The organism is Vibrio gigantis (assembly GCF_024347515.1).
Classification (GTDB): Bacteria; Pseudomonadota; Gammaproteobacteria; order Enterobacterales; family Vibrionaceae; genus Vibrio; species Vibrio gigantis.
Genome location: NZ_AP025493.1, coordinates 359,747 through 386,086, shown reverse-complemented (window position 1 = coordinate 386,086; position 26,340 = coordinate 359,747). Strand labels below are relative to the sequence as shown.

At 42.6% G+C, this 26,340-nt stretch carries 24 protein-coding genes and 5 tRNA genes; 25 read left to right on the top strand and 4 right to left on the bottom strand.

The annotated features are described in order from the left end of the window. Position 1 precedes the first annotated feature (1 nt). Complete coding sequence (locus OCV56_RS17830) at positions 2-517, bottom strand: sigma-70 family RNA polymerase sigma factor (RefSeq protein ID WP_086714086.1); 516 nt, start codon at positions 515-517, stop codon at positions 2-4. A 352-nt stretch (positions 518-869) separates the two neighbouring features. On the opposite strand from OCV56_RS17830, the gene OCV56_RS17825 reads away from it, so the two are divergent. The 10 genes from OCV56_RS17825 to cobA all read left to right on the top strand — a co-directional run bounded on the left by OCV56_RS17825 (position 870) and on the right by cobA (position 9,533). Then, complete coding sequence (locus OCV56_RS17825; RefSeq protein ID WP_086714085.1) at positions 870-2,657, top strand: citrate lyase ligase; 1,788 nt, start codon at positions 870-872, stop codon at positions 2,655-2,657. 607 nt (positions 2,658-3,264) lie between these two features. After that, positions 3,265-3,351: transfer RNA gene (locus OCV56_RS17820), tRNA-Leu, on the top strand. Between the two features lie 65 nt (positions 3,352-3,416). Beyond that, positions 3,417-3,490, top strand: a tRNA-Cys gene (locus OCV56_RS17815). A 37-nt stretch (positions 3,491-3,527) separates the two neighbouring features. Then, a tRNA-Gly gene (locus OCV56_RS17810) sits at positions 3,528-3,603 on the top strand. A gap of 80 nt (positions 3,604-3,683) precedes the next feature. Then, a tRNA-Leu gene (locus OCV56_RS17805) sits at positions 3,684-3,770 on the top strand. Positions 3,771-3,834: 64 nt separating this feature from the next. Further along, positions 3,835-3,908: transfer RNA gene (locus OCV56_RS17800), tRNA-Cys, on the top strand. A gap of 681 nt (positions 3,909-4,589) precedes the next feature. Beyond that, a complete protein-coding gene (gene nirB, locus OCV56_RS17795) occupies positions 4,590-7,148 on the top strand; it encodes a nitrite reductase large subunit NirB (protein WP_086714084.1) in 2,559 nt (852 codons plus the stop codon). A gap of 15 nt (positions 7,149-7,163) precedes the next feature. Continuing rightward, positions 7,164-7,487, top strand: a complete 324-nt coding sequence (gene nirD / locus OCV56_RS17790) for a nitrite reductase small subunit NirD (protein WP_086714083.1) — start codon at positions 7,164-7,166, stop codon at positions 7,485-7,487. Between the two features lie 122 nt (positions 7,488-7,609). Then, positions 7,610-8,425 carry a formate/nitrite transporter family protein gene (locus OCV56_RS17785; protein ID WP_086714082.1) on the top strand — a complete coding sequence of 272 codons (816 nt, stop codon included), beginning with the start codon at positions 7,610-7,612 and terminating at the stop codon, positions 8,423-8,425. Positions 8,426-8,756: 331 nt separating this feature from the next. Next, the gene (gene cobA, locus OCV56_RS17780) at positions 8,757-9,533 is read left to right on the top strand and encodes a uroporphyrinogen-III C-methyltransferase (protein WP_086714081.1); all 777 of its coding nucleotides are present in this window, start codon (positions 8,757-8,759) and stop codon (positions 9,531-9,533) included. A 50-nt stretch (positions 9,534-9,583) separates the two neighbouring features. Here cobA and OCV56_RS17775 read toward each other — a convergent pair whose 3' ends face one another. Continuing rightward, positions 9,584-10,135 carry a DUF4174 domain-containing protein gene (locus OCV56_RS17775; protein WP_086714080.1) on the bottom strand — a complete coding sequence of 184 codons (552 nt, stop codon included), beginning with the start codon at positions 10,133-10,135 and terminating at the stop codon, positions 9,584-9,586. 264 nt (positions 10,136-10,399) lie between these two features. Between OCV56_RS17775 and OCV56_RS17770 the strand changes: the two genes are divergently transcribed. From OCV56_RS17770 to OCV56_RS17760, 3 genes are all read left to right on the top strand, one after another. Then, entirely contained in the window at positions 10,400-10,873 is a 474-nt protein-coding gene (locus OCV56_RS17770) for a LabA-like NYN domain-containing protein (RefSeq protein ID WP_004731130.1), read from the top strand. 80 nt (positions 10,874-10,953) lie between these two features. Further along, positions 10,954-11,619: a response regulator transcription factor gene (locus OCV56_RS17765; RefSeq protein ID WP_017062555.1), complete on the top strand. Its 666-nt coding sequence runs from the start codon at positions 10,954-10,956 to the stop codon at positions 11,617-11,619. Next, positions 11,616-13,001 carry a sensor histidine kinase gene (locus tag OCV56_RS17760; protein ID WP_086714079.1) on the top strand — a complete coding sequence of 462 codons (1,386 nt, stop codon included), beginning with the start codon at positions 11,616-11,618 and terminating at the stop codon, positions 12,999-13,001. The genes OCV56_RS17765 and OCV56_RS17760 overlap by 4 nt, the downstream gene beginning before the upstream one ends. A gap of 185 nt (positions 13,002-13,186) precedes the next feature. Here OCV56_RS17760 and OCV56_RS17755 read toward each other — a convergent pair whose 3' ends face one another. After that, positions 13,187-14,491 carry a dicarboxylate/amino acid:cation symporter gene (locus OCV56_RS17755; RefSeq protein WP_086714078.1) on the bottom strand — a complete coding sequence of 435 codons (1,305 nt, stop codon included), beginning with the start codon at positions 14,489-14,491 and terminating at the stop codon, positions 13,187-13,189. A gap of 559 nt (positions 14,492-15,050) precedes the next feature. Between OCV56_RS17755 and OCV56_RS17750 the strand changes: the two genes are divergently transcribed. The 7 genes from OCV56_RS17750 to OCV56_RS17720 all read left to right on the top strand — a co-directional run bounded on the left by OCV56_RS17750 (position 15,051) and on the right by OCV56_RS17720 (position 22,266). Continuing rightward, on the top strand, positions 15,051-17,168 hold the full coding sequence (locus OCV56_RS17750; protein ID WP_086714077.1) for a TonB-dependent siderophore receptor: 2,118 nt from the start codon (positions 15,051-15,053) through the stop codon (positions 17,166-17,168). A gap of 178 nt (positions 17,169-17,346) precedes the next feature. Next, positions 17,347-18,114 carry a DUF3450 domain-containing protein gene (locus tag OCV56_RS17745; protein WP_086714076.1) on the top strand — a complete coding sequence of 256 codons (768 nt, stop codon included), beginning with the start codon at positions 17,347-17,349 and terminating at the stop codon, positions 18,112-18,114. Beyond that, positions 18,114-19,490 (top strand): MotA/TolQ/ExbB proton channel family protein, encoded by a 1,377-nt coding sequence (locus OCV56_RS17740; protein ID WP_086714075.1) that lies wholly within the window; start codon positions 18,114-18,116, stop codon positions 19,488-19,490. The genes OCV56_RS17745 and OCV56_RS17740 overlap by 1 nt, the downstream gene beginning before the upstream one ends. Further along, positions 19,490-20,050: a MotA/TolQ/ExbB proton channel family protein gene (locus OCV56_RS17735; RefSeq protein WP_086714074.1), complete on the top strand. Its 561-nt coding sequence runs from the start codon at positions 19,490-19,492 to the stop codon at positions 20,048-20,050. The genes OCV56_RS17740 and OCV56_RS17735 overlap by 1 nt, the downstream gene beginning before the upstream one ends. Next, positions 20,047-20,451, top strand: coding sequence for an ExbD/TolR family protein (locus OCV56_RS17730; protein ID WP_004739212.1), 405 nt, complete (start codon positions 20,047-20,049; stop codon positions 20,449-20,451). Before OCV56_RS17735 ends, OCV56_RS17730 begins: the two co-directional genes overlap by 4 nt. 19 nt (positions 20,452-20,470) lie before the next feature. After that, a complete protein-coding gene (locus OCV56_RS17725; RefSeq protein ID WP_008219721.1) occupies positions 20,471-21,091 on the top strand; it encodes an energy transducer TonB in 621 nt (206 codons plus the stop codon). Beyond that, complete coding sequence (locus tag OCV56_RS17720; protein WP_086714073.1) at positions 21,088-22,266, top strand: tetratricopeptide repeat protein; 1,179 nt, start codon at positions 21,088-21,090, stop codon at positions 22,264-22,266. The genes OCV56_RS17725 and OCV56_RS17720 overlap by 4 nt, the downstream gene beginning before the upstream one ends. Positions 22,267-22,394: 128 nt before the next feature. Here the strand turns inward: OCV56_RS17720 and OCV56_RS17715 are convergent, their stop codons facing one another. Continuing rightward, positions 22,395-22,715 (bottom strand): hypothetical protein, encoded by a 321-nt coding sequence (locus tag OCV56_RS17715; RefSeq protein ID WP_086714072.1) that lies wholly within the window; start codon positions 22,713-22,715, stop codon positions 22,395-22,397. Between the two features lie 418 nt (positions 22,716-23,133). On the opposite strand from OCV56_RS17715, the gene OCV56_RS17710 reads away from it, so the two are divergent. The 5 genes from OCV56_RS17710 (at position 23,134) to OCV56_RS17690 (ending at position 26,334) form a co-directional block, all read left to right on the top strand. Continuing rightward, positions 23,134-23,763, top strand: coding sequence for a PepSY-associated TM helix domain-containing protein (locus OCV56_RS17710; protein WP_086714071.1), 630 nt, complete (start codon positions 23,134-23,136; stop codon positions 23,761-23,763). A gap of 71 nt (positions 23,764-23,834) precedes the next feature. Then, positions 23,835-24,353 (top strand): DUF2271 domain-containing protein, encoded by a 519-nt coding sequence (locus OCV56_RS17705; protein WP_143691576.1) that lies wholly within the window; start codon positions 23,835-23,837, stop codon positions 24,351-24,353. A 100-nt stretch (positions 24,354-24,453) separates the two neighbouring features. Further along, on the top strand, positions 24,454-25,290 hold the full coding sequence (locus tag OCV56_RS17700; protein ID WP_086714070.1) for a DUF4198 domain-containing protein: 837 nt from the start codon (positions 24,454-24,456) through the stop codon (positions 25,288-25,290). A gap of 115 nt (positions 25,291-25,405) precedes the next feature. Next, entirely contained in the window at positions 25,406-25,741 is a 336-nt protein-coding gene (locus OCV56_RS17695) for a hypothetical protein (RefSeq protein ID WP_086714069.1), read from the top strand. Continuing rightward, positions 25,738-26,334 carry a DUF6162 family protein gene (locus OCV56_RS17690; RefSeq protein WP_086714068.1) on the top strand — a complete coding sequence of 199 codons (597 nt, stop codon included), beginning with the start codon at positions 25,738-25,740 and terminating at the stop codon, positions 26,332-26,334. Before OCV56_RS17695 ends, OCV56_RS17690 begins: the two co-directional genes overlap by 4 nt. Positions 26,335-26,340 lie beyond the last annotated feature (6 nt).

Here is a 26,340-nt window from a genome sequence, read left to right as displayed (position 1 = left end):
CTTAACCCTCGTTAAGCATGGCTAACATGCAGCCTTGAAGGCCTGTAGCTACGTACTTTTCAACCGATGATATTGAAACTTTAAGTTCAAATGCAATCTCTTTGTAACTCTTGCCCTCGAGTTGCCTCATGAGTAGTGCTTGGCGAGCTTTGATTGGAAGCTTGTGGAGTAGGTTATCGATCTCTACGAGTGCCTCAACTACTATCGTCTGGTCTTCAGGTGAACTCGCGACGAGAGCTGGCTCTTGCTCAATGAGTTCTAAATACGCACTTTCTACACGACGCTTTCGATAAAGATCAATCACTAACCCTTTAGCGATATGGGTTAGGTACTTTCTTGAATCTTTATATTCAGGCAGCTTACCTCTGGTTAGCAGGCGTAGGTAAGTATCTTGAACCAGATCAGCCGTTGTATCAGGGCACCCTAAGCGTCGTTTAATAAACACCGATAACCAGCTGTGATGCTCTTGGTACATTTGATCAACGCTGTGTGTGGTGTTGTTGCTCGCTACGGTCATTCCCTGATACTCCTTACTAATCTTAATGATAATTATTATCATTGAGGCGATGAATATATCAGAAAATTTCTAATGTGCTACATGTTTTTATAAAGTGGCCAGATTTGAGAGTTCATTCAAGTCTAGCTATTGAATGGTTATTAAGTAGGTAACTGGTTGATCATCAATGCTTGTAGAACTTTTGGCTAAACACCATCAAAGGAAAGCTCAATTAGCAGAAACTGTATGGAAAGCCATACAAAGCCATACAAAGAGCTTACGTATCGTTACAAACAGTGTTTTTTACTAGTGATATATTTATCGTTTATATAAATCTTTCTCAAAGATTCGATTAACCAATCGGTAACAACACATGAATAGAAATCTTACATTTATATCTCGAGTTCTAAGCTATGAGATAACAAAATACTTTAGTAACGATGCGAAAAAAGAAGATATTGACCTGAAACTGGTTAAGCTGTATTCGAGGTTAGGAAAGTATAGTAAAGCGATTGCATGTGCTGAGAATTTATTTATAACCAAAAAAAGAACAGATATAGGTTATGTATTGTCGAATTTGTACTTGTTGAATGGAGATATAACAAGTCGCGATAAGCTACGAATTGAAGAATTGCCCTTAGGAAATGATTTGATATCTAGTATTAACCTCTTTAATGACTGTATAAACCATGACCAAATGTTGTCGTTTATATTAAAATATTTAGAGAACAAAGGAGTTAAGGTATCTTTAATTAACATAGTTAATAAAGGGAAGAAGCTAAAAAATAAATCTAAATCTGAGATGAATCTAATTAACAACCAAGACATGTATGTAAAAGACCGTCCATCATGGTCAAAAGGTTTATTTGCCCCCGAGTACATTCAAGACATATATGGTAAAGATAACAATTATATTTCAAAGGTCTATGAGTCCTCTGTGCCAACATTGAGGTCAACTAAAGTTGTGTTAAAAGACTTAAGTAATGGTGTTGCATCTGTCAAAAATGGATATAGGACAACTACGAATCAGCCAGAGTCTGCAAGAAATCGACTGTTGGTATTCGGTTCTTCGACTACATACGGCCTAGGTTCAAGTGACGAAAATACAATTCCAAGCTTAATACAAAGAGAACTAGAGAACAGATTTCCTGATGTAAAAGTTGAAAACCATGGTGTGGTCGGAATGAACTTTTTGCTAGCGATTAATAATATTCTACAAACGGAAATAAACTCAGGTGACACTGTGGTTCTCTTTGATTTTGATGAGTTTAGAGATGTGTCCTATGCTAAAGTCAATAATATAGACCTTAATAAAATAGACCGTAAAGATGATTTATTTATCGACTTAACTAAGCATCAATGTCATTTTTCGCCTAGAGGAAATCAAGTAATTAGTAAAATAATGTGTAATGATTTTTTGTTTAATTTGATTGAAAGTGATATTTATCACGATAAAAAGTATCATATAGATGGAAGAGTTAAGGCTGTACTCGATAATTTTAAATACTTCCTTTACAAGCAGTCTGCAAAAACTTTCGAAAACTGTGAGATGAAAAGTTATTTATCTTTGTTGGAAAGCCATGTTCCTAGCGAAGAACTAAAAGTGGGTAGTGTAGCTGTCAATTGTAATCCTATTACTAAGGGCCACCTCCACTTATTAGAACATGCATCCCATAGTGTCGATAAGCTATTTATTTTTGTTATCGAAGAAGATAAATCATTCTTTAAGTTCGAAGACCGTCTCCACTTAGTCGCAGAGAGTACTAAGCATTTAGAGAATGCCACTGTACTTAGAGGAGGTAAATTTATCTGTACCGAGTTAACTTACCCAGATTACTTCCATAAAGACACAACAGAAACTAAAGCAGACGCTTCTATGGAAGCATGGTTCTTCTGCGAGTACATAGCAAAAACGCTTAATATTACTAAGATATTCTTAGGTGATGAGCCTAAGTGCATGATCACCAAACAGTACAATGAAAAAATGCAAGAGCTACTCCCAGAGTATGGTATTGAAGTTGAGATTATTGAGCGTATATCAACAAATGGCGATGTGATTAGTGCTTCTAAAGTTAGGGAGTTTTTAGCTAGTAGAGATTTCAGCAGTATAGAAGCAATAGTGCCTAAGCCCACATATCAATTTTTAAAAGAAAATTATTAATCTTGGTTTGGCGCTCAACTATATCTTATAAAAAGACCAGTTTGTTGACTTAATGCTTGTCAGTTAAGAATCGTTTAGCTTCTTCTTGGAGACCTTGTCGCACTACGACAAGGTCTCTCTTTTACATTTCCTGGGTAACTTCTTTCTCGTTTCTCACGTAAAACAAAGCTTCTGATAATTCTGAGAGCCATTGTGGAGACAAGTTATGGATTTGGTCGAGTGGTTGTCTAAGAAGCATAAAAAATCCGAGTGCTAAAAAAATACTCGGACTTTGATATCCTAGGAGAATCGTTGACCAGTCATCTTTTTACTGGTCGACATTAAGTCTGTTGACTGAGTTTTTTATTTTGAATTCGCTATCCATAGTTAAGTCCAATAGATAATCCGAAGTCGAATTAGGCTGTGTATGTAGGGTGTTGTGTGTGCTGTTTGTGCAATCTGTAGTAATTTCAACCTTTAAAGTTCGATAATTAATCACTTGAATTAAAAGATAAAATTTATTGTTGACGAATTTTTTCCATCCGTTAAAGTACACCTCGTTCTCACGGCTTAGGTCGCTGAGAGATGGTGTTTTACTCTTCAGTAATCAGCATCGCAAGATTGCGTTGCCCTGGTGGTGGAATTGGTAGACACAAGGGATTTAAAATCCCTCGGCGTTCGCGCTGTGCCGGTTCAAGTCCGGCCCGGGGCACCATCTATCTAGCTCCTACTATTTAGTAGAGTGTGAACAAAGAGTTGTTCTCTTAAATCACTATTAAAGGCGCCTTGGCAGAGTGGCTATGCAGCGGATTGCAAATCCGTGGACCTCGGTTCGACTCCGGGAGGCGCCTCCATTCTCTCTTTCATTTTAGAAAGCTGATGAATGAAAATGCGATACTAGCTCAGTTGGTAGAGCGCAACCTTGCCAAGGTTGAGGTCATCGGTTCGAACCCGATGTATCGCTCCAAATTTTGTAATGTTGATTCATTTCGACATTAAGATGGTGTTTTACTTTTCAGTAATCGGCATCGCAATAAAGAATTGCGTGCCCTGGTGGTGGAATTGGTAGACACAAGGGATTTAAAATCCCTCGACGTTCGCGTTGTGCCGGTTCAAGTCCGGCCCGGGGCACCATCTATTTGGTTGTTACCTCTCTAGGTAGCATTCAAAAGAGTTGTTCTCTTAAAACACTATTGAAGGCGCCTTGGCAGAGTGGCTATGCAGCGGATTGCAAATCCGTGGACCTCGGTTCGACTCCGGGAGGCGCCTCCACTATTCAAAGTTAAAAGGCCAGCAGAAATGCTGGCCTTTTTGCTATCTGAAATTCCATTTCTTCGCGCTTTCCTAATTTCTAACGCTGTCCATTCATTGAATCGCGCTTCTGGCTAGACGACTCTAATCTGATCGATCTGTTTTACGGAGTTCTACGTTATCAAGTCGCTTTATTTCACCGGTTGTATAAGTTGAACCAAATGTATTTCTGAGAAAGCTGTTGGGAGACAACTCCTAGTAGCTCAGCAAGACAGCCCAAGTTAATCGAGTGTGCGATTTGTAAACGGAGTCGATGGGTAGGGAAGCGGGACGACTGTGTTTTTGGTCATCCAGTTCTTCACATTTATACACAGTTGCTCATGAACCTGTAACGCTTTCATGAGTTATTACACTTCTTATGACTACAAATGAAAATGATTGTCATTTACTTACGTTGTTGCTAGTCTATTGTGAAATATTACAACAAGCATGCTTGTGTGTAAAATTGCCTATAAAACGGCTCTAAACCTTATCAAACCTATGGTTATTCGTTTGCTATGGCGTCAAATTAGCCACTTCTACCTCTTTTGTTCTACCCCTTTTGGGTAGTTCGATTTCGTAATTGATTTACATCATATTTTCATTTTCTTTCATAATTCATTATTCGCTCAGTTAAGAAATATATAACCTTCAGGAATTCTTATGAGCAAGATGAAGCTAGTCGTAATCGGTAACGGGATGGTCGGTCATCGCTATATCGAAGATTTAGTCGAGAAGACAGATGTTGCTAACATGGACATTACGGTGTTCTGTGAAGAGCCTCGCGTAGCCTATGATCGTGTACACCTTTCTTCTTATTTTTCACACCATACTGCGGACGAACTTTCTTTAGTTAAAGAAGGCTTCTACGAGAAACACGGCATCAACATGCTGATCGGCGAACGTGCTATTAACGTTAACCGTGAAAAGAAAACAGTTTACTCAAGCACTGGTCGTGAAATCCAATACGACAAACTCATCCTTGCTACAGGTTCATTCCCATTCGTTCCGCCAATCAAAGGCAACGAAGGTAAAGACTGTTTTGTTTACCGCACAATTGAAGATCTAAAAGCTATCGAAGCTACGGCTAAGAATTCTAAGTCTGGTGTTGTTGTTGGTGGTGGCCTACTTGGCCTTGAAGCGGCAGGCGCACTTAAAGCACTTGGCGTAACCACACACGTTGTTGAGTTTGCTCCTAAGCTAATGGCTGAGCAACTTGACCAAGCGGGTGGTAACCAACTTCGTCAAAAAATCGAACGTATGGGCGTTAACGTACATACAAGCAAGAACACGCTTGAGATTGCTCCTGAAGGCACTGAAGCTCGTAACGTAATGCGCTTTGCAGACGGTACAGAGCTAGAAACTGATTTCATCGTATTCTCTGCTGGTATTCGCCCTCAAGACAAACTTGCTCGTCAAATGGGTCTAGGTATTGCACCTCGTGGTGGTATCGAGATTAACGATCACTGTCAAACGACAGACAAAGATATCTACGCAATCGGTGAGTGTGCGTCTTGGAACCAAACGTTCTACGGCCTTGTTGCTCCTGGTTACAAAATGGCGACAGTTGCTGTTGACCATGTTGTTGGCAACGAAAGCACATTTGAAGGTGCTGACATGTCTGCGAAGCTTAAGCTTCTAGGCGTGAAAGTGGGCTCTATCGGTGATGCGAACGGTCGTACTCCTGGTTGTAAGAGCTACGTTTACCAAAACGAAGAGCAAGAAGTTTACAAGCGCCTAATCGTTTCTGAAGACAACAAGAAGCTTCTTGGTGCGGTAATGGTTGGTGATACGTCTGACTACGGCGATCTTCTACAGCTTATGCTGAACGAAATCGACCTGCCAGAACACCCAGATGCTCTAATTCTTCCTGCGCACGCTGGTGCTGAAAAGCCAACACTTGGCGCAGACTCGCTTCCTGAATCTGCAGTTATCTGTTCTTGTTTCGATGTGACTAAAGGCAAGATCGCTCAAGCGGTTGCTGAAGGTCATCACACAATCGGTGATATCAAAGCAGTAACAGGTGCAGGCACTGGCTGTGGTGGTTGTATTCCACTGGTAACTTCAGTACTAAACGCTGAACTTGCTAAAGCTGGTGTTGAAGTGAAGAACGACGTTTGTGAGCACTTTGCTTACTCTCGCCAAGAGCTTTTCCACTTAATTCGCATCGAAGAAATCAAAACGTTCGATGAGCTACTAGAGAAATACGGTAAAGGCTACGGCTGTGAAGTATGTAAGCCTCTAGCGGGTTCTATCCTTGCTTCTTGCTGGGGTGAACACATCCTTAAACCTGAGCTAGTGAAGCTGCACGATACCAACGATAACTTCCTAGGTAACATGCAAAAAGACGGTACTTACTCTGTTATCCCTCGTATGGCGGGTGGTGAAGTAACACCTCAAGCACTAAGCGTTCTTGCTGATGTTGCTGCAGAATACAACCTGTACACCAAGATCACGGGTGCACAACGTATCGGTCTTTTCGGTGCTCAGAAAGATGACTTACCAGCAATCTGGAAGAAGTTAATCGCTGCAGGTTACGAAACCGGTCAAGCTTACGCAAAAGCACTTCGCATGGCTAAGACATGTGTTGGTTCTACTTGGTGTCGTTACGGCGTTCAAGATTCAGTAGGCCTAGGGGTGATGATCGAGAACCGTTACAAAGGCATCCGTACTCCTCATAAGATGAAGTTTGGTGTGTCTGGTTGTACTCGTGAGTGTGCTGAAGCTCAAGGTAAAGACTTAGGAATCATCGCAACTGACGCAGGTTGGAATATGTACGTGTGTGGTAACGGTGGTATGAAGCCTCGTCACGCAGACCTGCTAGCAAGCGACCTAGACCAAGAAACGCTGATCAAATACATCGACCGTTTCATGATGTTCTACATCCGTACGGCTGCTCCACTGCAACGTACTTCGGTATGGATGGACAACCTAGAAGGTGGCGTGGATTACCTACGTGAAGTGATTGTAGACAACAAGCTTGGCATCAATGACCAACTTGAAACTGACATTGCTGGCCTAGTGGATAACTTTGCTTGTGAGTGGACAGATACAATCAACGACGAAGCTCAACTTAAACGCTTTGCGCACTTCATCAATGCTGATGACCGTGATGAAAACGTTGTGTTTGTTGATGACGGCCGTGAACAACACCGCCCAGCGACATTCACAGAGAAACACCCTGAAGCGAAGGGCGATATCCTTCACGTTGAACTGGTTTAATTGGGAGACGACATCATGGCATTTACCAAAGTTTGTAAGATCGAAGACATTATCCCAGGTACCGGTGTTTGTGCATTGGTTGGTGGTGAGCAAGTGGCTATCTTCCGCCCAACTAAGGCTGAAGAAGTATTCGCGATTAGCAACACAGACCCATACTTCCAATCTAACGTGTTATCACGTGGTTTGATTGTTGAACACAAAGAAGAGCTTTGGGTGGCAAGCCCACTTAAAAAGCAACGCTTTAACTTAGCATCAGGTGTGTGCATGGAAGACGAGAACTTCAACGTGAAAGCGTACAAAGCTCGTGTTACTAAAGGCGCTGTAGAAATCTCTGCTTAATCTTTCGATGAGTAAGATTTGATAGTTCAAGGGTTCTAGTTATCGATATTGCCTTAACTCGGCAACTAGAACCTTTTCCTATCCAATTTTAACTTTTAAATTTAACTTTTAAGGACAACCTTATGTCTACTGATTTTAAACCGGCAGAATTCGTTCAAACTATGATCGATGTAGGTGAAGCTAAAACCAAGACTGGTACTCGCGATCTTCTGATCCGAAGCACTATGGCTGGTATCATCCTTTCTCTTGCGGTTGTAGTGGCTATCACGACTATCGTTCAAACGGGTATCGGCATCGTAGGCGCACTTGTGTTCCCGGTTGGTTTTGTCATTCTAAGTGTCATGGGCTACGACTTAGTAACGGGTGTATTCGGTCTTGCACCTTTAGCGAAATTCGACAACCGTCCAGGTATCACTTGGGGTCGTATTCTACGCTGTTGGGGTCTTGTTGGTCTGGGTAACCTTGTCGGTTCTTTAATTGTTGCTTTCCTAGTTGCGGTATCACTAACAGGTAACTTCTCTATAGAACCAAATGCAGTAGCGCAAAAGTTCATCGCTGTTTCAACCGCTCGTAGCCTAGGTTTCGAGAACATGGGAATGGACGGATGGATCACGTGTTTCGTACGCGGTATCTTCTGTAACCTAATGGTTTGTCTTGGTGTGATTGGTAACATGACAGCGCGCACTGTGTCTGGCCGTGTGGCAATGATGTGGTTCCCAATCTTCATCTTCTTCGCACTAGTATTTGAGCACACAGTAGTAAACATGTTCCTATTCCCACTGGGTATGATTCTTGGCGCGGATTTCGGTATCGCGACTTGGTTGAACTTCAACCTTATCCCAACAATCCTAGGTAACATCGTTGGTGGTTTGTTCCTAACATGTGTACCACTATTCCTAACTCACGCTAGAACAGCTCCTTCTCTAGGCGCTAAGTAATTAGAATACTCTAGGTTAATGAGTAATAGATGAAGTGTGTTAAGCCCCAAACTGTTGATTTGGGGCTTTTTTGATCTCAACACTCTCTACTGAGATAGCAATGCACCTACTATGAGCAATATGTGCTCAAGAATGGTGCAAATATCAGTGTTTTCCAACGTAATAGATTGTTTTGTTATATAAACTTCTATCTTGATTAGAATTAATCGTGAAGTTTTATGGCAACACCTGATAGTCTAAGAAGTAGGGATATTGGCAATTCGCAGCGTCATTGTGAATTGTGATACAGAATTAAGCTTGAAACATAACAAGCTAACTTTCGGAGCAAAGCATGTCAGAAGTATCGCCATCGAATGTTAAAACAGGAAGCAAAGGATTTGTTTCACTAGTAGGTGCAGGCCCGGGTGATCCAGATTTACTTACGCTAAAAGCAGCACGTGTGATTCAACAAGCAGACGTTTTGGTTTATGACCGCTTGGTATCAAAAGATATCTTAGCGATGGCCAACCCAGAGGCAGAAATGCTTTACGTAGGTAAAAAGCTAGATCATCACTGTGTACCACAAGATCAGATTAACCAGTTGTTGGTTACTAAAGCGCAAGAGAACAAGCACGTAGTTCGCCTTAAAGGCGGCGACTCATTTATCTTTGGCCGTGGCGGGGAAGAGTGTGAAACGTTAGCTGAGAATGATGTGAGATTTGAAGTTATTCCTGGCATTACTGCAGCTGCAGGCGCAACGGCTTATGCGGGCATCCCGTTGACACATCGTGATCACGCACAAAGTGTTCAGTTTATTACCGGTCACCTTAAAAAAGATGGTGAAGATATTGACTGGCAATCTCTTGCTCAGCATAACCACACAATTGTTTTCTACATGGGCTTAAAAGAGAGCCCGAATATTCAAAAGAATTTACTTGATAACGGTATGAGAGCAGACATGCCTGTAGCGATCATTGAAAACGGAACTCGCCAAGAACAGAAGGTGTATCGAGGTGGTTTGAGTGACTTAGCTAACCTTGCGAGCGTGGCTAAAAGCCCTGCGTTGATTGTTGTAGGCAGTGTGGCTCAACTTCATGAAAAACTCGCTTGGTTTAACAAACAAGCTTAATCGTTTGATGTGTTAGTAGGCCCTTTAAGTCAAGATTAAGTTACCAAGAATCAAATACTGCAGCGGCTGCTTTGTCGCTGCATTTCTTGTTGGCGCATTGGCATTTCATCGATGATATTGGTGATTTTTTGCCAATCTGTCTTTCCACTCCATCTGTGTTTTTCTTTTCCATCTTTACCAATCAAAACTGCTGTGTGTGATCCTTTAGGGATCTCGTAAATACTGGTAACAGCCTCTAAGTTAAACTCTTCTTCTAGCCAACTAGGAACTGTGTAACCACTCTCTGCGATCACCATAATAACAACATCTCGTTCGTCCAATTGGCAGTTGTTGATTAAGACTTCATTCAGAAATTCTTTAACGACTGAATCTTCCTTTGGAGCGAAATAAATGACACTGCGGTGCGGCAAAGGCTTTGAGTGAGAGTAGGCGGGATAGGCGAGTGCAGAGTTGATGGATAAGCTCATGGTTAACACCGTGCTGGTGGTCAGTAATATCAGTAAATTAAGCCAGAAACTAAATCCTGATGGTTGATCCAGAATTTGCACCGCTTTGGTTGTGTCGATGCTTACGTTCGATTTGTGTGTTTGTCCGTGCAGCATACAACCTCCCTATAAATGCACTAAGCCCAAGTTCGGTTTGAATGTTATGTAAAGAAGATGAAGTTAGGATCATCTAAGAAACGTATCAAACAAATCGAGTTACATTAAGCATAGTTAGGATTATGTTAAAGGCACTTAGCTTAACGCTAAAGATAGTAGGTTTTACGTTAACGATAGCGGAAGGTTCATTTTTATTGAGTAAAGCGACTCGCATTTTACAATTGAATAGAATAGGGTATACGGAAAATCTAAAGGTATGAATTTATGGAAAACATAGCAATTTTGGTCGACGTACAGAACGTTTACTACACGACACGCGATAAATACCGTTCTAACTTCGACTATAACCAGTTTTGGTATGTTGCCACGGAAGGGCGTAATGTTGTTGCCGCTAATGCTTACGCAATCTCAAGCCAAGATCCAAAGCAGCGCCAATTTCACCATATCCTTCGTGGTGTTGGTTTTAATGTTAAGTTAAAGCCGTTTATTCAGCGTCGAGATGGTAGTGCAAAAGGCGACTGGGATGTGGGTATTGCGTTAGACGCAATAGAACTTGCTGAGACGGTTGATACGATTGTTTTAGTATCAGGAGACGGTGATTTCGAAATCCTTGTAGAGCGAATCAAAGAACGTTTTGGCAAACCTGTTGAAGTGTATGGTGTACCGGGACTAACTGCTCAAAATCTTATCGATTCTGCCTCAAAATTTGTACCGATTGAAAAAGATTTCCTTCTATAGGGTAAATCTCTCATTTTATAATTGAAATTAATAATAACGATAATTAAAATGCAAACTATTATTATTTATCGGTTTGTATGATGTCGCGCGTTTTAGTTGTTGATGATGATATTCAGTTGTGTGAGTTATTGGGTGAAGTGTTAGAAAATGAGGGGTATCACGTTGATACTGTCCATTGCGGTGAATCCGCGCTTGAGTTTATTCAATCTCACCCTGTCGATTTAGTTCTACTCGATGTAATGCTTCCGAACCTAAGCGGCATTCAAGTAGCAAGACGTATTTGTCAGCGTTTTGCTACGCCTATTCTTATGCTAACCGCTCTAAACGACGACGCCTCAATGCTTGATGGTTACCAAGCTGGAGCCGACCAGTACATCGCCAAGCCTTTCAATGTTCCAGAACTTTTAACCCGTATTAAGGTTATCTTACGTCGAGTTGGTTTTGAGCGTCAGAGACAATCTTTGGCTTCGTCTAATCACGGTTTGTGCGAACAACTCTCTCGTTTACCCTTAACGGGCACAGAAAAAGACCTGCTTGATTACCTAGTCAAAAACGATGGTATTGTCGTCTCAAAATCTGATCTACAAATCCATGTACTCAAGAAAGAACTGTGTCCTTTCGATCGTAATTTAGATATGCATATCAGCAATATACGTAGAAAGCTTGTTCAGGCTGGTTTGTCTAAGCAACATATTAAAACCGTTCGTGGTAAAGGTTACAGCTACCTAGAGTCGGTTGGAGCATGAGCGTCAAGCTAATACGTTGCCCTGACTTCATTGCTAAGCGGAAAGATGGTTTAACCTTTCAACTGTTTAGTTATCTGACAGTAATTCTAGTAAGTATTTTGATCCTACAAGGTGTAGCAGAGAGAGCGTTGATGAAGGCCTTATTGAAGGTACCTGAATCCGTAAAATCTGAAATGCTCGATCTTGCTTATCAAGCAAACGTGCTGATCGAGGAAGGGGATATGGATGAGCTTGCCGATTGGGGCAACGCTCAACGCTATTATCTTTTTGTTATTGATGAAGATAACCGCCCAATCACACATCGACACATGCACCCGCACTTCGAGTTCAAGTTGAAGTACCTACGTACCTTAGATCATCAACTGAGCGATCGTGTGAGTAAGCCTATATTCGGTTTACCGCTGAATAATGGCAAAACGTTAGTAATTCAACTGCCGCATCAGTTTCACCCGGCTAAGTCCTTTGCACCTTATTCTTACATGTTGAAAGCGGTAATAGCTTTGATCGTGTTGTCGCTGTTCTCCATTATTATGGCGAAAAGCCTGCAACAGCCTCTGGATCGCTTAAGGGAAGCAAGCCGAAGGTTGGCACAAGGAGACTTCTCGGTGAGTGTTGTGTCTGAGCTTGATTCAACCACGCGAGAGTTCAACGAACTTGCTCACGATTTTGACCACATGACGTTTGAGATTAAGTCATTGGCTGAAAAGCAGCGTCGTTTGATTCGGGATGTGTCCCATGAGCTTAGAACGCCATTAGCTAGGCAGAACCTCGCCTTACACCTTTTGCGCAACAAGGTGGATGATAAGAGCATTGGCTTACTTGATCGAATGGAAAGTGAAACGGAAGAGATGAATAAGTTGGTGGGGGAAATCCTTGAATTCAGCCGCCTAGAAACGTCACGTTATGACACCAAGTTAAGCTTGATGCATTTGGAGCACTATTGTTCGATGCTCATTGCGCAGATGCAAAATGACTTAAAGCCGAATCAGACCTTAGTGGGTGATTTAGAGACACCGACATCAATGGTCAACGTTGATGAGAGGTTACTTCTCAGAGTGATTGGTAATTTGGTCGGCAACGCAATTAAATATGCCGGTGAGAATGCTCATGTTGTCGTGACTACTTATGAACTGTTCACCGATAAACGTTACAGTGTCATATCTGTAGAGGATGACGGTGATGGCATTCCTGATAACAAGATTGCAGGTATATTCGACCCGTTTACTCGCATAGAGTCAGCCCGTGATAAACAGTCTGGTGGCTATGGGTTAGGCCTTGCGATTGTTAAAGAAGCGATGGGTGTGATGAATGGGCACGTTACTGCTGAGAATAGAGATGGCGGGGGGCTTAGAGTGAACCTTATGTTCCCAATCGCCGATTAGCTTCCCGTTGTTATCTGTCGTGCTCCATACGTAACTAAGGCTGAAAGCACGCTGAGAAACATTGCCTAATAAAAAACGCCACTGCAGATGCAGTGGCGTTTTTGTTTATACGCTTTTCATTATCAGCTAAGGCATAGCCATTAATTACACCTTAACTCGAAGGCAAGAGCGTCAGAGAAACTAGATTATGCCTGTTGGCGCGCTAGCTTAACTTCTTCTTCTTTCTCGCCTGCTGCTGGGTCGTTGAAGCGAGACTCGTCTAGAGCGCCTTCTGACTTAGCAACGATGATAGATACGGCACTATCACCAGTGATGTTTACAGCGGTACGAATCATATCAAGAAGGCGGTCAACACCCATGATTAGAGCGATACCTTCTAGCGGTAGGCCGACTTGGTTCAATACCATCGCTAACATAACTAGACCAACACCTGGAACACCTGCTGTACCCACAGACGCCAATGTCGCTGTTAGGATGACCATTAGGTAATCGCCCATAGTAAGGTCGATGTTGTATGCTTGTGCGATAAACGCAGTCGCAACACCTTGCATGATTGCAGTACCGTCCATGTTCACTGTTGCACCTAGTGGTACAGTGAATGAAGCGACTTTGTTGTCTACGCCCATACGGTTCTTAGCCGTTTCCATTGTTACAGGAATCGTTGCGTTTGAAGATGCTGTTGAGAATGCAAACATGATTGCATCTTCCATCTTACGTAAGAACGTAATCGGGCTAAGGCCAGTGAATCCTTTAAGCATTGCACTGTAAGTAACCAGACCGTGTAACAGTAGGGTACCCGCAAGCACTAAGAAGTATTCAGCTAGGTTCCAAATTGCACCCAAGCCAAGGCCAGAGAACAGCTTCGCCATCAAGAAGAACACACCGTAAGGAGCAAGGTTCATCAGTAGAGCAACAAGCTTCATGATCACTTCATTCAGATCAGCAAATACAGAAGCGATACGTTCGCCAGGTTTGCCCGCTGCACTAATCGCAATACCGAATAACACAGCAAATACGATAACTTGTAACGTTTTGCCCTCAGCCATCGCCTGAATCGGGTTAGTTGGGAACATGTCGATGATTACTTGGCCCAGAGAAGGGGCATCCGCTGATTTGAAAGAGCTCGCAGCAGTCAGATCCGCACCAGCTCCAGGTTGGAACAGATTACCGATAGTGAGTGCTAGAGTGATAGCAACGGCTGTAGTACCGATATAAAGTGCAAGCGTTTTGCCACCCATACGGCCAAGAGTTGATAAGTCTTTAAGAGAACTTGTACCGCACACCAGTGAAACGAAGACGAGTGGCACCACCAGCATTTTTAAACTGGCGACAAAGATTTGTCCGCCCACTTCAAAGAGTCCGTTAACGATGTAGTTGTTAACAAATCCGCTGTCTGCAAAAAGGGATTGAATGGCAAATCCCGTTAGTATACCTACGACCATACCGAGGATTACTCGACCAGTCAGAGACATAGGTTTCTTGGTATTCATTTAGAACACTCCTTATTATTTGTAACTTTGATACCTTTCCAAAGTGAGCAGGAGATTAGCAGTCGGTTGTTAAAATCGAAAAACAAAAAATGAGTTTGAAATTATAGATGTGATCATAATCACTGATAATTGTGACAATTAAACAAAATAGAACAATACAATTCACTATAAATTTACATTTATCGAGGGTTTTATACATAAGCTTGTCGTTTCAAAGGTAGTAAATAAGAAGAGATGATTTTCTTATTGATCTTCACGCCTCAAATTGACCCAGCCAATAACGCAGTTTCAAAAAACTGGATGGAGACGACCACTTTTTTGCATGACTGTTCTCTAAATATCTGTATTGAATTGGTTTTATTTAACTTTATAAAAACGACTCTCCAATACGCCTTTACAAAACTTTACGAATGCAAAGAATGTAAATTTAATGCAAATGGTAATAGTTATCACTTATATTCTCTCCCGAAATGATTCAGTGGTACCGGAAACGGTTAAGCGAGCACATCGAATAAATAACAAAGTGCTCGTCTAAAAGAATAAAAACGGAGTAAAGGACATGTTTTCAAAGAGCCCATTGGCTTTAGTGATCGGCGCAGTATTAGCTTCACCAGCAGTATTGGCAGAAACAGTAAAAACAGACGAACACATGGTTGTTGAAGGTCGTGACTACGGTTACAAAGCCGACACGAACACAACAGCAATGCGAATGGAGGCAACTCAATTAGAGACTCCGGGACAAGTTTCAGTAATCGATGAACAAATCATCGATGAGCAGCGTGCAAGTACGTTAGGTGAAGTTCTTAAAAATGACGCTTCTGTTGGTGCGGGTTCTAAATCAACGAACCGTGAACGTTTTACGCTTCGTGGCTTTGACCTACAAAGCAGCTCTGGTTACTTGCGTGACGGTGTTCAGCATTGGTCACACTACCGTCAACCAGTAGAGCTTCTAGAGCGTGTTGAAGTACTTAAAGGCCCGGCAGGTCTACTTTACGGTAAATCAGCACCAGGTGGTCTTGTTAACATGGTTTCTAAGAAACCTACATACGAGACTCAAGTAAACGTAAGCCAAGATATTGGTTCTGATAGCTACACGCGTACTACTGCTGATGTAAGTGGTTCATTAAACGATGACCAAACTTTACGTGCTCGTCTTATTGTTTCACAAGAAAACCAAGATTCTTACCGTACACGTTTTGATGGTACAGATGTAGAAACTGACCGTTTTGTTGGTGGTCTATTTGTTGATTACGATATTAACGAAGACATCATGTTGTCAGTTCATTACGACCGTACAATCGAAGAGGGCGATTTAGACAACGGTTCTAAAATTGATACCTCTACTGGTAAGGTTATCGATCCTAACACAGTTAATGATCAACGTTTTGCTCAAACAGATAACGATGTTGCAAACTACGGTGCTTCGGTAACAGCTAACTTGAACGAAACTTGGTCTGTTAAAACAGGAATTAGCCGTCAGTTCTACGAGCGTCAACGTACTGAATCGAACAATACTGTATATAGTGATAAAAACGGCGGTTACGGCTACAAAGTATCAGATCGCCACGACGAGTGGACATTTGATACGGCTTATGTGGATTTTACCGGTGATTTCGATGCACTAGGTGTTAACCACCGTCTGCTTGTTGGTGTTAATGGTCTTCATTACGACTACGAGCGCTTATACGACTCGGGTTACACCTGTGTTAATGCAACTGAAGCCGAAGCAGAAGCTGCATGTGGTAATGGCTTTGATATGCCTTCTAACGTTAGTTATAAGAATGACAATGAAGTATCTCACTCTGAAAGCCAACACTATGGCCTATATGTTCAAGACTTAGTAACGCTTAACGATCAATGGCAAGTTCTTGGTGGTGTGCGTTTTGCTTACGATAAGACAATAAGCAGCTCAGATAAAGAAGAGAGCTACAACAACATTCTTCCTAAGTTTGGTGTAATTTACTCTCCTGCTCCAAATGGATCTATCTACGCGGTTTACTCTGAAAGTTTCGAGCCTGTAGGTGAAATTACAGATCAAGATGACGTTAACTTTGGTCAATCTCAAGATGCTAAGAAAGGCACACTTTACGAGCTAGGCTCTAAGTGGGAGTTGTTTGATGAGCGTTTATTCGTGTCTGGTGCAGTTTTCCAAATCACTCAATCGAACATGCAAGTGACAGAAGATCTAGACCCGGCGAATAACAACGGCAAAGACGCACGTACAACTCAAGTTGGTGAACAAGTTCACACAGGTGTTGAATTGGCAGCGACAGGTTACGTGACGGAAGCATTCTCTGTAAGTGCATCTACAATGTTCCTAGATGCAGAATACCAGAATGACCCTGCTCTTGAAGGTAAAACGCCAGCTGATGTACCAGAGTTTACTGCCAGCATTTGGTCTACCTACTCGTTTAATAACGGTACTGACGTAAATCTAGGTGTTTACCACGTAGGTGAGCGTTACACTGAAGATTCAAATACGTTCAAAAAAGATGCTTACACTCGTGTAGATATGGGTGTCGCACATACAATGAAGTATGACGAGAACCTAGATTTCGTCGCACGCTTCAACGTAGAAAATCTGTTTGATACAGACTACCTTGAAGGCGGCAGCACGAGCAGCGTTGTTGTTGGTGAAGGCCGTAACTACATGGCGACTTTACAGGTGAAATACTAATTTGTTAGTAGAGTACTATTAATAATTTAAATATTAAGGGGAAGGTTTCGACTTTCCCCTTTCGTGATTCTGCTATTTAGTAAAAATATCCCTAGTAATGCGAGTGACTTTTAATGATAATGAGACTGCTTATCAATAAAATTCATTTGACCTTCTTCTATAGTAAATGACTACAATTATGAATCTTTTAAAAACTAGCCTAGCGCTTGCCATCAGTTTGGTTGCAACGTCTTCGATGGCAAACAGCTTGGATCAAGCTCAATCAATTCAAAACAAGACCAATAACGCATCGGCTTCGAGCCAAAAGGTTATTGATAAAAGCTCACAAGCAACTCTATTACTGCAAGCTGAAATTGAGCGTCTCCAAGAAGAAGTCAAAAACCTAGAAATCTATTATGATCACCTTGCTGCACTGGTTGAAAGCCAAAATCAAGAAGCTCAAAGCATTGAAGGGCAGATCGAAGAAATTAAATACACGCGTCAAGGCGTCGTGCCTTTGATGTATCAAATGATCGATGGCCTGCAACAGCTGGTAGAAAAAGACGTGCCGATTAAGAAAGAGCAGCGTCTAGAGAGAGTTGAAAAGCTTCAAGCTATGATGACTCGTGCGGATGTAAGTGATGCTGAAAAGTACCGTCGTATCCTAGAAGCATACCAAATCGAAATGGACTATGGCATTAAGCTAGGTGCTTACCAGGGGCGTGTTGCACTGAACAGCGATAGAACGATTGAAGCTGACGTTTTACATCTAGGTCGCATCTCTTTAGTTGCTCGTAACTTAAACGGCAGCCAATACTGGTCGTGGAATCAAACACAAAACCAATGGCAAGAGCTAGATTCTTCGATGAAATCGGAGCTAGATAAAGCCTACGACATTGCAAGCCAACAAGCAGCACCAAGCTTAATTACTTTACCTGTTTCTCTAACTGTTGCGGAGGTTAAGTAATGAACTTAAAACCATTAGCAGCATTGCTTTGTATTACATCACTTTCATTTTCTGCTTTCTCAGCTTCAGACTCGACGGCTCAGCTCGTTAACAAAGTAAAATCAGAGAATCGTACTCAAGCTTCTCATAACGTAGTGCGCGAAGCTGACTTTAAAAAGACAGAGCAAGAACTGAAAGCGATCAAAGCTCAGCTTGAAGCCAAGCGTACATCTGTTCAAAACGCGACAGACGTTCTTACTCAAACCTTCAGCGATAACGAAAATAAGCTGGCTCGTTTAGAAGAAAAACTGCGCTTGGAAACGGGTAGCCTTGGTGAATTGTTCGGTGTCGTTCGTCAAAACGCGAAAGAACTGGGCGCAGAGCTTAGCTCAACAGTAAACAGCGTAGATCGCGCTGAGCACACAGCGACCGTTGACCAAATTATCGATGCTAAATCCCTGCCATCAATGCCACAACTTTCTGGTTTGTGGATGAGCATGGTTGAGCAGATTCAAGCGAGCTCTGAGCTTAGCAAATCTCAAATTGCATTCATTAATGGTGAAGGCAATACAAACAAGGTTGACGCTTACCGCCTAGGTTCAATTGGTCTTGTGACAGAGCAAGGCTATGTTAGCTGGAACACTCAGCGTGAAGATGCGATCGCTTACCTTAAGCAACCACAAAATGGTCCAACGTTAGCGTCACTTTCTTCGTTAGCGAATGGCGAAGTATCTAACGTGGTTGTCGATCCTTCTCGCGGATTTATGCTAGAGCAATTAGCACTTACGCCAAGCCTAACTGACCGTCTACAAGCGGGTGGTGTAGTTGGTAAAGTGATTCTTGGTCTTCTGGCTATTGGCTTAATTATCGCATTGGTTCGTGGCGTGTCTCTAGCGATTGCTCGTCAGAAAATTCGCGCACAACTTAAGAACCCAGAGCAAGCGGGCAAAAACCCTCTAGGGCGTGTTCTTGCGGTGTACAACAAAGAGCAAAATCAAACGGTTGAAGCGTTAGAGCTACGTCTATTAGAAGCAGTTGTTGATGAGCAGACACACTTAGAGAAAGGTCTATCAATGCTTAAACTATTGGCAGCACTAGCTCCAATGTTAGGTCTTCTAGGTACAGTAACGGGTATGATCGAAACGTTCCAAGTGATCACACAGTTTGGTAATGGCGACCCTAAAGTAATGGCGGGTGGTATTTCGATGGCGCTTGTAACGACGGTACTTGGCCTGGTAGCGGCAATGCCTCTTTTACTTGCACACAACATTCTTAGCACTCAAGCAGAAAACATTCGTAATATTCTTGAGAAACAAGGTATCGGTCTTGTAGCTGAGCAGGCAGAAAAGACAGTTGAATCAAAAGCTATTGTTTCACCAGTTGGGACTGCTGCGTAATGGATATTTTGTCGGCTTCTCTATTACCAGCGAGTTGGTTAACGAGTGACTGGCTGCTGTCTTTATCAAGCTTTATGGAGCAGGGCGGCTTCGTCCTGTGGTGGCTAGCGGTTGTTGTCCTAGTGTATTGGGTGCTTGTGGTGGAACGCGTACTTTATCTTGCGTTCTACTTTCCTAAGCAACGCCAAGCTTGGATAGCAAAGTGGCATGAAAGAGAAGATCACTCTTCTTGGCATGCCAAAGCCATTCGTGAAGGTTGGTTAGGGCAAGCGAGTATCTTGCTTAACCAAAACTTGAATTTTATTAAGCTGTTAGTCGCTATTTGTCCGATGTTGGGCTTGTTAGGCACCGTCACCGGTATGATCTCTGTTTTTGATGTCATGGCGACACAAGGTAGCAGCGACCCTAAATTGATGGCTTCAGGTATCTCGTTAGCAACACTGCCAACCATGGCAGGCATGGTTGCAGCGTTAGCGGGCATGTTTGTTCATGCACGCTTAGCGAAAGTGTGTAACCGCTTAGAATTGAAATTAGAAAAATCTTTAAGGAGTCAACGATGAGACTCGGTCGACGTCATTCTAAAAACGAAGAGGCTCAAATAGACCTTACTTCGATGCTTGATATTGTCTTTATCATGCTTATTTTCTTTATTGTGACCAGTTCATTTGTTCGTGAATCAGGGGTGGAAGTTAATCGCCCACAAGCTTCTAACGTAGTCAGTCAAAAGGATGCGGGCATCTTTGTTGCGATTACTTCTGCGAATGACATTTTTATTGATAAGCGTGTCGTTGATGTTGAACGTGTCCAAGCGACGTTAGAACACTTGTTGCTAGAACAACCTGATGCTTCTTTGGTTATACAAGCGGATGAACACGCTTATAACGGTACGGTTGTTAAAGTGATGGACGCCGCGAAAGGTGCGGGTGTTAAAAATATTGCGCTTGCTGCTGATAAGCGATGATCTTGGAGGATCTTTATAAATGATTCGCCTATTTCTTGCTTTACCACTAGCAGGTGCACTGGGCTTAGCACTGTTTTCTTTCATGGCTTGGATGGTCGACAATGGCCACCAACGTTCACCAGATGATAGCGAGACGTTAAGTTTCAACATGGTGATGGTGGAACAAGAACAAGAAGTTCAAAGAAGACAGCGTGCCGTCCCTGAAAAACCAGAAATGCCAGAGCCACCACCAGAAGCGCAAACATCTCAGTCACAAGCTGAAGTTACGCCTCTGAACTCGATGTCTTCTTTGCCATCATTGGATTTGAATACATCCATTGATGGCCTTGCGATTAACGCACCGACATTCTCTGATTTTGGGTCAAACCAACAGGCAATGCCTTTGTATCGAGTAGAGCCTCGTTACCCAGCGAAAGCGCTTAAGCGTGGTGCTGAAGGTCATGTGATTATGTCTTTTACCATCGATGAAACGGGACGCCCAATTGACATTCAAGTCACTGACGCAAACCCACGTCGTATGTTTGAACGTGAAGCGATGAGAGCACTTAAAAAATGGAAATATCAACCGAAAGTCGTCGATGGAAAAGCGATAGCTCAGGTTGGTCAAACCGTGAAACTAGAGTTTAAGTTGGCAAAATGATGAAACAGATATGGATATTAGTGGGCTTGTTGTTAATGGCCCTTACAACACAGGCACAAGAGCTAACCCAATATACTGCTATTCGTGTTCAAAAGGCGCATAAGCTTGCTCAAGATGAACAGGTTAAGCAGGCCATTGACGTACTTGCAGGCTTGGAGCTTTCTAAAGGCTACGACAAAGCGTACGTGGCTCGCATGCTGGGTGTTTTCTACTGGCAAGACGGTAAAACGGATGCCGCTATTAAGCAGCTTACTTACGCGGTAGACACTAATTTGCTGGTGGATGAACAAGCTTGGGTAACCAAGCGTATGCTTGCCGATCTATTATTAAATGATCAGCAGTTCAAAAACGCACTTCCACATTACTACGAGTTAGTAAAAACAGCGCCAGAGGCAGAAAAGAAAGACGTGCTTTGGATGCGAATTGCACAAGCGGAATACCAAATCGAGAACTGGTCAAAAGTACTAGTAGCGATTGGTAATCGTGACAAGTTCAATGCAAAATCAGAACTGTCGCCTCTGTCTCTAAAACTGGGTGCGCAACTACAGTTAAAGCAGTGGAAGCAATCTATTCCAACTCTGGAAAGCCTGATTGAACTTCAGCCAGAAAAAGACAACTGGTGGCGTCAACTTGTGGGTATTCAGCTAAGACTAGAACGTAACCGCGATGCATTGAACACACTTGCGTTGGCTGATCTTCAAGGTGTAGAGCTGAAAAACTCAGACCGCAGATTACTGGCTCAGCTTTATGCTAAACGTGGTATTCCAGAGCGTGCAGCACAAGAGATCGCTAAATTAGATGATGCGAACAGCGATGTTCAACTTCTGGCTGAGCAAGCCACATACTGGCAGCTAGCGAAAGAGTGGGACAGTGCCATTGAAGTGTGGACGTTAGCGTCTAAAAAAGACACGAAATATCATTGGAATGTGGCTCAGTTATTGGTTCAGCAAGGTTACTACGATCGTGCACTGGTTGTTTTGGATAAAGTGAAAGACAAGAACAAGCAAGCCGATGTTGCTTTAGCGAAAGTACGTTCATGGTACAAGCTAAAGAATCTTGATAATGCTCTTGCTCAAGCTAAACGTGCGAATAACATTGAACCTTCTTCTGAAGCAAAAGGTTGGATTAAATACCTGACTCAGCTAAGAACAGTCAGTGATAACGGCAACGTCTAACTGTTGATAGCACGACAGATACCAAGAGAAAAGGGTGTCATTTGATGGTTCAAATGACACCCTTTTTTAATTTATTTCGTAATTTTGGTGGCTAGGGTTGGTCTAGTTTTACTCATCGGACTGATAGATTACGGATCGCACATCGCGCCGCTTGACGTTGCACTTCGAATCTCACCGCTGGTATCCGCAACCCAGTTAATAGTGCAGTCGCGATAAGGGTTTTTAAAGGCATGCAAGGTATAACCATTGTCTAGTGCTGTTTGAGTTTCAACCCAAGCAAAGTTTCTGGATTCCCAAAAGCTGATAGGACGTGAGCGCTCAGTAAGGTAACGTTCTTGTACATCGGTTATGTCTGAACCGATGTATTGTTGAATATGCTCTTCCGTGCTGGTTATTTGGTTGGTACACGCTGTTGCTAGTGCAGCCAAAGCCAAAATAATAATACGCATTTCAATTCCTTTTTAGCTTAATTAGCTATAACCAAAGCAGTGATTAGTTCAGATTTTAACAAATCGATATCAATCGAAGAATCATCGTTTGGGATGATCTTCAAACAGATCCAACGATCAAATAGTCCCAACTTTCCATCCTTAAAGCCACAACTGTTACCTTAAACCCACCTCAATCAAGCATGATGAGATTGAGGTTTTTTTGAGGTTTGACCCTGTTATCGATAACTTCTAATAGAAAGAATCAAATTCCTTTAGTACACGTTAGCAAGAATATGCATACAGTTCGATTACTTCCCATGTAATGTTATGTAAATTTCCTTACGCTGCTCTGCAAACGTAAACAATGTAAATTGAATGCCAATACGAATGATTATCAACTAAATTGTCGCCATAAAATTTATAGGTATTGGTTTGTATGTCGTTAAAAAGTAGGGCGGTTCAGTCATGGGCTCGTCGACTTCATGTTTATATTTCTATGGCACTTCTGTTCGTGGTTCTTTTTTTCTCAGTAACCGGTATCACCCTGAACCGACCTGAGTTATTTGAATCAAGCCAACCCAATATCCAACGCTCTACGCTAACGCTTCCTTCAAGTTTATTTACGGTTCAAGACGGGCGTTTAAAAGCTGACGAGACAGCCTTTGAAACGTTTCTGTTTGAAGAAGCTAACCTCTCCGGTGTTGCTTCAGGTTTGGACATCTACGCAGAGATTGAAGACGGTGAGTTGCTCATCGGTGAGGTATCTATGGACTTCAAAGGACCAGGCTACAACGCTTCCGTTTTTGTTGACGTTACGTCTGAATTTGTAGAAGTCGAAACCACGAATTACGGCGTTATCGCTTTGTTAAACGATCTACACAAAGGTCGTAATAGTGGTGAAGTATGGAAATGGTTCATCGATATCACCGCGCTATTGATGATCTTCTTTGTGCTTACCGGCGTGTGCTTACTGTTACCTAAGAAAAAGACGCTGAATACTTCTATCAAATGGACGGTGCTTGGGTCTGCAATCTCACTTGTTATCTATTTTGTCGCCGTGCCTTAACGTTTGATTCGATTGACGAATCGGATTGAAGAACGAACTTAAGGTTAAACGGGTTTATAAGGTTGTTAAAAATGAAAAAAATGAACTGGAGTAAGGTGCTTCTTGCCTTATCTCTTTTACCAAGCCTAGGTCTGGCAAAAGCGATTCCTGATACGGCAAAACTGGATGTCAGCTTTGAACTTCCAAAAATAGATACCTCTATGTATGCACGTCCTTATGTGGCGGTGTGGGTAGAGAACAGCGAGCGAAAATCAGTGAAAACCATTGAGCTTTGGGTCGGAAAAGACGAATGGCTTAAGGATCTACGTAGCTGGTGGAGAAAGGTTGGCCGTTACGATCGTGAATTGGTTGATGCTGTGACGTCTGCAACCCGTCCTGCTGGTCAGTACCGTTTTGTTTGGGATGGTAAGAGCGACAGCGGTGAAACGTTAGAACAAGGCGAGTACACGGTTCATATCGAAGTGGTTCGTGAACACGGTGGCCGTAACTACCTTCGCCAAAAAGTATCACTCATAGATTCAAATGCGTCTTACGAATTAAAAGCAACGGAAGAGACGGGTGTAATCACCCTGAACTACATCGCTAAGTAGTAGGTACGAATCGCAAAAGCAAACTGTACAGAATAGACAGTCGTCATCGTAGGCTCAGTTTGAGCGACACGGCTAACAATTATAAATAATGGAATTGAACATGATGAAACAGACAAAAATTAAGGCACTTGCACTAGCGGGTGTTATGGCATTTGGCTTAGCAGCAACGACAACAGCACAAGCTCACCCACGTTGGATTCTGCCATCTCATTTCACAGTATCTAAAGAAGGTGGTGATTGGCTAACGTTCGACGTTACTGCTTCTCACGGCACGTTTGTTTTTGATAAGCCTGCTGGCAGCGAAAATGCTCATGTCATCATGCCAGATGGCCGCAGTGAGCGCCCTAACTTTGTGATTCGCGGCAAGCGTCGTTCAATCTTCGACTTCTATTTTGAAGAAGAAGGTACACACAAAGTGGCGATCAACAACGAACCGTCTTACTACACCCAATACAAAGCGGGTCGCCGTGACACCGTGAAGTGGGTTAAAGCAAACAAGGCTGAGCGCGATTCAGTACTACCAGAAAAGGCACGTGACGTGGTAACACAAATCAGCTTCACACGTGCTGAAAGCTACATCACAGTAGGTAAGCCATCAGATTCAGCCTTCAAAATTGAAGGCAAGCTACTTGAAATGAAACCTATTACACACCCTTCAGACATCATTGAAGGCGAACCAGTAACATTCCAGTTCTTCTACAACGGTGAAGTTCAGAAAGGTGTTACAGCGGAAATCACTCGTGAAGGTACGCTTTACCGCAACCACCAAGAGCAGATTGACGTGGTGAGCGATGAGAATGGTGAAATCACGTTTACTCCAGACGTAGCGGGTCGTTACGTAATGAAGGCGAACTACAAAGGTGAGTTGATTGACAACCCACTGGCGGACAAAGCAAGCGCGAATGTTCACCTAACATTCGAAGCACTGCTTCAATAGTCTGTGATATTTGGGCTAGAGCCCTGATTAAGAACCAAAAAACTTAAGGGCTCATTTGAGCCCTTTATCGCTCAGTTTATAACTGAGAATTTGCACTGTGGCTAGGGTACAAACCATGACAATAAAAACAAAATTTAACGCTTTAATGACTCCTTGCTTAGCATTGGGACTTGGTTTCGCTGCATTACCTGCACAAGCACACTTCCCATTGATGAGTTGCTGGTTTGAAGGCAAAACCGTTGCTTGTGAAGCGGGTTATTCCGATGGCAGCAAAGCGATTGATTACGCGGTTGAGATGTACGATTACGAAGACAACTTGATTGCAAAAGAGATGACAGATAAACGTTCTATCGTTGAATTCCCACATCCTGACACTGAGTTCTACCTTGTGTTTGATTCAGGCCATGAGTTTCCCGTTGAAGTCGATGTTGTTGAGATCAGCGAAAAATGATAATTCAAAGCGTACGTGCTGACACGGGCGGCAGAGAGGGCAAATGGGTAGGGCTGATCATTGTATCTATCCTTTGCTTTGCAACTGTCGCGATCCCATTTCATCAGGCGGAATCTCACGTAAAAGCCGTACTTGACCATCAAATTTTAGTGACGGATGTTGAACAAGAAAATTTGGCGATGCTATCAGAGCTGCGTTTGGCTCATGAAGAAATTCGTGACCTGCGCATGGACTCAGATGGTGAATGGCCGAGTGTAGCGTCACTTAAAGATGAATGGGTTGCCCCATTTGTAGAAGATCAGAGTTGGAAGCGCAAAGGTTCTCATGCTTGGGTACTGGACGAACGTGGTTATTACTTCTCTACTCCAAGTGAGTATGCGACACCAAGCGAGCATTCTACGCCAACCGATCATGGTTCTGCGGATTCCTTTATTTTAAACGCGAACAGCATTTCTCCTGAAATCTGGATCTTTTTGGGTGGCATAGCGAAACAGCCAGTAACTTTTGACCAACACACGCTTGAGTCTACTGGTTGGAAAATGGTTGTGAACGAATCAGAAATTGAACAGCATCATGAAAGCGATGCTCACTAATAATAA

Excerpts from the sequence above, each read along its gene's own strand:
- OCV56_RS17830 (WP_086714086.1), bottom strand. The coding sequence starts at position 517 with ATGACCGTAGCGAGCAACAACACCACACACAGCGTTGATCAAATGTAC.
- OCV56_RS17825 (WP_086714085.1), top strand. The coding sequence starts at position 870 with ATGAATAGAAATCTTACATTTATATCTCGAGTTCTAAGCTATGAGATA.
- nirB (WP_086714084.1), top strand. The coding sequence starts at position 4,590 with ATGAGCAAGATGAAGCTAGTCGTAATCGGTAACGGGATGGTCGGTCAT.
- nirD (WP_086714083.1), top strand. The coding sequence starts at position 7,164 with ATGGCATTTACCAAAGTTTGTAAGATCGAAGACATTATCCCAGGTACC.
- OCV56_RS17785 (WP_086714082.1), top strand. The coding sequence starts at position 7,610 with ATGTCTACTGATTTTAAACCGGCAGAATTCGTTCAAACTATGATCGAT.
- cobA (WP_086714081.1), top strand. The coding sequence starts at position 8,757 with ATGTCAGAAGTATCGCCATCGAATGTTAAAACAGGAAGCAAAGGATTT.
- OCV56_RS17775 (WP_086714080.1), bottom strand. The coding sequence starts at position 10,135 with ATGCTGCACGGACAAACACACAAATCGAACGTAAGCATCGACACAACC.
- OCV56_RS17770 (WP_004731130.1), top strand. The coding sequence starts at position 10,400 with ATGGAAAACATAGCAATTTTGGTCGACGTACAGAACGTTTACTACACG.
- OCV56_RS17765 (WP_017062555.1), top strand. The coding sequence starts at position 10,954 with ATGTCGCGCGTTTTAGTTGTTGATGATGATATTCAGTTGTGTGAGTTA.
- OCV56_RS17760 (WP_086714079.1), top strand. The coding sequence starts at position 11,616 with ATGAGCGTCAAGCTAATACGTTGCCCTGACTTCATTGCTAAGCGGAAA.
- OCV56_RS17755 (WP_086714078.1), bottom strand. The coding sequence starts at position 14,491 with ATGAATACCAAGAAACCTATGTCTCTGACTGGTCGAGTAATCCTCGGT.
- OCV56_RS17750 (WP_086714077.1), top strand. The coding sequence starts at position 15,051 with ATGTTTTCAAAGAGCCCATTGGCTTTAGTGATCGGCGCAGTATTAGCT.
- OCV56_RS17745 (WP_086714076.1), top strand. The coding sequence starts at position 17,347 with ATGAATCTTTTAAAAACTAGCCTAGCGCTTGCCATCAGTTTGGTTGCA.
- OCV56_RS17740 (WP_086714075.1), top strand. The coding sequence starts at position 18,114 with ATGAACTTAAAACCATTAGCAGCATTGCTTTGTATTACATCACTTTCA.
- OCV56_RS17735 (WP_086714074.1), top strand. The coding sequence starts at position 19,490 with ATGGATATTTTGTCGGCTTCTCTATTACCAGCGAGTTGGTTAACGAGT.
- OCV56_RS17730 (WP_004739212.1), top strand. The coding sequence starts at position 20,047 with ATGAGACTCGGTCGACGTCATTCTAAAAACGAAGAGGCTCAAATAGAC.
- OCV56_RS17725 (WP_008219721.1), top strand. The coding sequence starts at position 20,471 with ATGATTCGCCTATTTCTTGCTTTACCACTAGCAGGTGCACTGGGCTTA.
- OCV56_RS17720 (WP_086714073.1), top strand. The coding sequence starts at position 21,088 with ATGATGAAACAGATATGGATATTAGTGGGCTTGTTGTTAATGGCCCTT.
- OCV56_RS17715 (WP_086714072.1), bottom strand. The coding sequence starts at position 22,715 with ATGCGTATTATTATTTTGGCTTTGGCTGCACTAGCAACAGCGTGTACC.
- OCV56_RS17710 (WP_086714071.1), top strand. The coding sequence starts at position 23,134 with ATGTCGTTAAAAAGTAGGGCGGTTCAGTCATGGGCTCGTCGACTTCAT.
- OCV56_RS17705 (WP_143691576.1), top strand. The coding sequence starts at position 23,835 with ATGAAAAAAATGAACTGGAGTAAGGTGCTTCTTGCCTTATCTCTTTTA.
- OCV56_RS17700 (WP_086714070.1), top strand. The coding sequence starts at position 24,454 with ATGATGAAACAGACAAAAATTAAGGCACTTGCACTAGCGGGTGTTATG.
- OCV56_RS17695 (WP_086714069.1), top strand. The coding sequence starts at position 25,406 with ATGACAATAAAAACAAAATTTAACGCTTTAATGACTCCTTGCTTAGCA.
- OCV56_RS17690 (WP_086714068.1), top strand. The coding sequence starts at position 25,738 with ATGATAATTCAAAGCGTACGTGCTGACACGGGCGGCAGAGAGGGCAAA.